The sequence below is a fragment of the Pseudomonadota bacterium genome (assembly GCA_039193195.1).
Taxonomy (GTDB): Bacteria; Pseudomonadota; Gammaproteobacteria; order Steroidobacterales; family JBCBZW01; genus JBCBZW01.
In genome coordinates, this window is sequence record JBCCWS010000093.1 from 1 (window position 1) to 5,342 (window position 5,342).

5 protein-coding genes and 1 pseudogene are annotated in these 5,342 nt (G+C 62.5%); 4 read left to right on the forward strand and 2 right to left on the reverse strand.

Annotated features, from left to right (window positions below):
- From AAGA68_27150 to AAGA68_27165, 4 genes are all read left to right on the forward strand, one after another.
- The coding region (locus AAGA68_27150) for a tryptophan 7-halogenase (GenBank protein MEM9388749.1) at positions 1-641 on the forward strand (641 nt) is incomplete at its 5' end.
- A 14-nt stretch (positions 642-655) separates the two neighbouring features.
- Positions 656-1,405 (forward strand): SapC family protein, encoded by a 750-nt coding sequence (locus tag AAGA68_27155; protein ID MEM9388750.1) that lies wholly within the window; start codon positions 656-658, stop codon positions 1,403-1,405.
- A 2-nt stretch (positions 1,406-1,407) separates the two neighbouring features.
- Positions 1,408-2,466, forward strand: a complete 1,059-nt coding sequence (locus AAGA68_27160; protein ID MEM9388751.1) for a cupin-like domain-containing protein — start codon at positions 1,408-1,410, stop codon at positions 2,464-2,466.
- Positions 2,467-2,857: 391 nt separating this feature from the next.
- Positions 2,858-3,058, forward strand: a complete 201-nt coding sequence (locus AAGA68_27165) for a hypothetical protein (protein ID MEM9388752.1) — start codon at positions 2,858-2,860, stop codon at positions 3,056-3,058.
- 723 nt (positions 3,059-3,781) lie between these two features.
- Here the strand turns inward: AAGA68_27165 and AAGA68_27170 are convergent.
- Positions 3,782-5,116 carry a methyl-accepting chemotaxis protein gene (locus tag AAGA68_27170; GenBank protein ID MEM9388753.1) on the reverse strand — a complete coding sequence of 445 codons (1,335 nt, stop codon included), beginning with the start codon at positions 5,114-5,116 and terminating at the stop codon, positions 3,782-3,784.
- A gap of 2 nt (positions 5,117-5,118) precedes the next feature.
- Positions 5,119-5,342, reverse strand: a pseudogene (locus AAGA68_27175) (transposase).

A 5,342-nucleotide genomic window follows, 5' to 3' on the forward strand; every position in this document is an offset into this window, starting at 1 on the left:
CGCTGGAACGCTACCTAGGCACCTCGCTCTCGGCCTTCGACGTGCGCAAGATTCCGATACGGTCTGGGCATCGCCAGTGCTTCTGGAGACAGAACTGCGTCGCCGTTGGTTTGTCCGCGGGCTTTCTAGAGCCCTTGGAGGCCTCTGCGTTGGTATTGGTGGAGCTGTCGGCGACGATGCTCGCCGAGCAACTGCCCGCCACGCGCGGGGTGATGGACATCGTGGCGCGGCGTTTCAACGATACGTTCTCCTATCGGTGGGATCGCATCATCGATTTCCTCAAGCTGCATTACCTGCTCAGCCAGCGGGAAGACTCCACCTTCTGGATCGATAACCGAGACCCTGCTTCCGTCCCTGAAAGTCTGCAGGAGCTCATGACGCTGTGGCGCCATCACTCGCCATACAACCACGACTTCACTAGCAATAACGAGGTATTTCCCGCCGCCAGCTACCAATACGTGCTGTACGGTATGGGCTTCCGCTCTGAGACCTCGTCTAGAGTGCAGATGCTGCGCGATGGTGGCGTCGCCGATGCGTTGTTTCGTAAGAATCGCGAAGCGATCGAGCGTAGCGGGAGCATGCTGCCGTCGAACCGCGAGCTGCTCACGCGCATTCGCGACTACGGCTTACAACCCGTATAGCTTGGGGAGGTTTCATGGTCAGATTAGTGGCGTTGGACAGCGTGGTTCACCGGGATCTACGGATCGATCCGCACGCCGTGGTGGATGCGGTGGCCCGCGAGCGCACGGTGCCCGTGGCGGTGTGTGAGTTCGCCAAGGTCGCCACCCAACATCCGATCGTGTTCACCAAGAGTGCAGCGACGGGCCGCTTTGTCGCCGTCGCGATGATGGGATTTGAGGAAGGCGAGAACTTGCTCGTTGAACAGGGCGAGTGGCAGGGTGCCTACATCCCTCTGAACCTTGCTCGCCAACCCTTCTTTCTTGGCCACGACTCGGCCTCTGAAGGCGCCCCTTCCCACTACACTGTCTGCGTGGACATGGACAGCGCGGCGATCTGCTCGGAGCCCGATCCCGGTCGCACCCTGCGGGTGTTTGAAGAGGACGGTGACACAACCGACTACTACAAGCGAACCCGCGAGATGTTGCTCGGGCTGCTCGCCGACGGAGCAGTCGCGACCACGCTTATCGATACGCTTCTCGAATACAAGCTCTTAACGCCGATTCAACTCGATATCACGTTGAGGAGCGAGGCGTCGATGCACATCGACGGTCTCTACACGGTGGACGAGAGCGCCCTGGATGCCGCGTCAGGTGAGATGCTAGCTGCCCTGCAACGTCGTGGCTTGCTCAAGGCCCTCTACACCATCATCGTGTCCCTTGAGCAGATCCCCGCACTCATCGAGCGAAAAAACCGCCGGCCGTCGTCCCTCCGGGCGAGCGGCTGAGCATGGGTGCGATAGCTGCTCTAAAGGTGCCACGGCTCGCGGATGTCAGTCCGCGACGATTCCACGAGGAGATCGTTCCCGCATCGCAACCCGTCGTGCTTGAGCAAGCGGCAGCTCACTGGGCCCTAGTGCGTCACGCCCAACACGATCACGCAGCCTGTGCCGACTACCTGCGCAAGCGCGCCACCGCCCACCGAGCCACCACCTTCGTCGCCCCAGCATCGGCACACGGTCGTTTCGGCTACACCGATGATCTCGGGGGCCTGAACTTCGACCGCCTGGCATGGACCCTTGCGCACATTCTGAACACGCTGGTATCGCCAGCCCAGGATACAGCTCACTACGCCGGCGCCCTGCCGCTCGGCAAGTACTTCCCGGCGTTGTCTGGCGAACTGCCCTGGTCAGTTTCCGATTCGATCCCGAGCGCGCAGCCCTTCCTCTGGATAGGCGGACGCTGCCGGGTTGGCGCACACTACGATTCGCCGCACAACTTGGCTTGCGTCGCCGCCGGACGGCGCCGTTTCACTCTCTTCCCGACTGACCAGGTGGCGAACCTCTACGTTGGCCCCATCGACTTTACTCCCGCCGGACAGGCGATGAGTCTCGTCGATTTTCACAGTCCGGACTGGCAACGCTACCCGCGTTTCAGGGATGCGTGCCAGCATGCACTGGTGGCGGATCTCGCGCCCGGGGACGTGTTGTTCATACCCGCCATGTGGTGGCACCACGTCGAGTCCCTCGATGACTTCAACGTTCTGGTGAACTATTGGTGGCCTGCCGGCGACCCGTGCGTTGATGACCCGCTCACCACGATGATTCACGCCCTGCTAAGCCTGCGCCACCTGCCCCCAGCGCAGCGCCAGGCTTGGCGAAGCCTATTCGATCACTACATCTTCCAGCATGATCTACCGGAGCATTCTCTGGAGCACCTGCCGGAGAGATCGCACGGCGTCCTTGGCGCTCTCGATCCCTCACAAGCGCTTCGCCAGCATGCCTTGGTGGCTGAGCGACTGGCTCTGCCCTCTGCTGGCGAGACAACGGTGCTGCGTGGGCGATCCTGAGGCCACCGGCCCTGGTGGTCGATCGGCAGCCTAGCAGAGTATCCCCTCCGTGTTCGGGAACGCTGCACCTGATGAGCGCCTGAACGCTAACCTCAACGTCCAGCAGAAGGAGCTCCGCCGTTATCGCTTTTAGCAGCTACTAATAGTGATCCGCCGTCTAACAGCCGTTACGCATGGACCCACGTGGCTCCCCAGTAGATCCTGAGCAGCCAAGCCACCTGGTACGCACGCGGCTCAAGGACGCCGCCTGCAAAAACGGTATGGCCGCACGCGAGCCGCGAGTGGACGACGGCGCCTTCCGCCTGTTGGTGTAGGTGGATGTGATGACGCAGGCACCCCTACCAATGCACGCAGCCGACGCAATCCGCTGACCGCCGATGCGGACGTGCTGATGGAGAAGGCCCACGCATCGATGGAAGCCTCGCAGTTCATCCCAGGCCTCGTCGAGGGCACCCCGAAGCCGATGACCATGCTCAGTTCGAGCCTGCACTACTCCAACAACAAGAGCATTCCAAAGACCATCTGCGTGGACAACACGGAGCTGGGGTCGCGGCTGGCCACGACAGGCACCAACATCGGTACGGACGGGTAGTGCTGCCATTACGCGATGCCTCACCAGCCCCGCATCGCATGCTCGCGCAAAACGGCGCAGTGCGTGTGTGGAGCGTTGCCACTGGCGAAGTACTGTTCGAAACAGTCGGTGATTCCGCAACGCTCCTCGATCTCGAGTTTGCCCGGGACGGCAGTCTGCTAGCGATCTCCCAGGCCGGCGTCATCTCCACTTGGGATCCAGACGGTAGACCGATGCCCCGACGGGATACGGGACTCGGACGGTTGGACAGGGGCATGTTGGCACCCCATGCAACTCACATGCTACTCCTCCATCCCAGAGATCCTGACTCGGTGAAAATCCAGCGGAGTCGCAGGGACGGCAGTTCGCCGTGGGAGGAGGCGAAGCGGTGCTCCCCGTGCGTTTCGGCGCTCTGGAGTGTCAGTGTCACCAACAACAGGAGTCTGGGCACGCTCGCCGAACACAGTCACCGCGCCTTTGTCCAAACCGAGATGGGTCCGGGCGGACGGTTCGCGGCCGTGGCAGACTATCCCGGCGACGAATCCGTCGTACCCATGCCTATCGACTCGGGTAAGCAACTCTCGTTGATCGCACACCGTGCTTGCGTATCCGCTATAGCAGTGGATTTGCTCGGTCGCTCACCGGCGTTTGCTCGGTACGATTGGTGCAACGGTTGTTCTACGTCATCGTTGTCTATGTTGATGGCTCAACTAAGCAGATGGGGAAATGCGGCCGTGCGGATGATCACCGCAAGCCCGAGGCCTTTGACCCTGAGACCGCGGGCGGACCGAAACGTTGGTAAGGCATACCCTCCGTCAAGGTCACCGCGTTCTCGCCAGCGCCCGCCCCCGCAGACGGGACCATCGTCGGCAGCTGATCCACGCGGAATGAGGAAAGGAGCGCGAGCAGTGCTTGCGTGTCGGTTCGATTCGCTCTGCTAGCCTCGTTGCTCTGCTCCGTAAGGGCCGAAACGCGTTGGGTCATGCGATCGAGCTGCGCGACAGCCTTCGCCACCTGCTCAACGCCTTCTGCTTGCTCGGCGTTCGCTCGAGCGATCTCCTCGATGAGCGAGTCTACGCTCGCCACGGACTCTACGATCGATCCCAGCGTACTCCCGGATTCGTTCACGAGCGCCGAGCTCTCGCCGACCTTCTCCACCGTGCCATTGACCAGCGTCTTGATCTCCTTGGCGGCCTCCGCGCTGCGCTGGGCGAGATTCCGCACCTCGCTCGCCACGACGGCAAAGCCGCGCCCCTGCTCGCCCGCCCGCGCGGCTTCGACGGCCGCGTTGAGGGCAAGCAGGTTGGTCTGGAAAGCGATCTCATCGATGACGCCAATGATGTTGGCAATCTCGCGACTGGCATCGTTGACGCCCTCCATCGCCACGATTGCTCGCTGCACGACACTGCCTCCTTCGTTCGCCTTGGAGACGGCTTGTTGAGCGATCTCCGCAGCATTCCTCGCGTTCTGAGCGTTGCTTCGAACGGTGCCGGTGATCTGCTCCATACTGGCGGCCGTCTCTTCGAGCGATGACGCTTGTTCGGTCGTCAAGTTCGAGAGTTCGACGCAGGTAGCAGCCAATGCCTGAGCATCATCGGCGAGTCGCGACGTGGTGGTTCGTGCCGACAGAAGCGTGTCTGACAGCTTTGCATTCGCATCGTTGAGCGAGCTGGCGACCTGGTCGAGAGCCTCGCCAAACTGACCCTGAACGCGCTGGGACAGGTCGGCGTTGGCCATGGCCGCAATGACACGCGAACTCTCCTCCACCAGACGATCAACCGCAATCCGCATCTGCTTCTGGGCCGTAATGTCGGTCGCGTACTTCACGATGCGTTCGACGTTCCCTTGGCGGTCCTTGATCGGCGCGTACAGCGCACTGATATGGAGCTCGTCGCCTTGCTTTGTCTTGCGCAGGAACTCCCCTTGCAGCGGTTGGCCGCTGGCCAGGGAAGGCCAGTGTTGTTCGTACTGCGCGGACTGCGTCACCTCCGGCGGGCAAAAGAGCCGGTGGTGTTGACCGACAGCCTCGCCTTGCGCAAAGCCGGTGGCCGCCGCGAAGTTCTCGTTGTAGGACTGCACGGGTACGGCGTCTTCAGCGTGTACCGAACCTCGCCCCGTTCCGTCAGCGACAGTCGAGGCTCCGCTACCGCCGGCCGGGCCACGGAGCGGCACAGCCGCTCCACCTTCGCCCGCTGGTCCGCTCGCGCCGCAACCCCCGCGTGCAGCGAGAACCCGCTCACCCGCGCCAGCTTGTCGCTCTCCAGCGAGTCCTCGTCCGCCGGCGCCAGCGTGCGCAGCGTGAACG

What these genes read in the sequence shown, in the direction of transcription:
- AAGA68_27155 (MEM9388750.1), top strand. Translation starts at nt 656, where the DNA reads ATGGTCAGATTAGTGGCGTTGGACAGCGTGGTTCACCGGGATCTACGG.
- AAGA68_27160 (MEM9388751.1), top strand. Translation starts at nt 1,408, where the DNA reads ATGGGTGCGATAGCTGCTCTAAAGGTGCCACGGCTCGCGGATGTCAGT.
- AAGA68_27165 (MEM9388752.1), top strand. Translation starts at nt 2,858, where the DNA reads ATGGAGAAGGCCCACGCATCGATGGAAGCCTCGCAGTTCATCCCAGGC.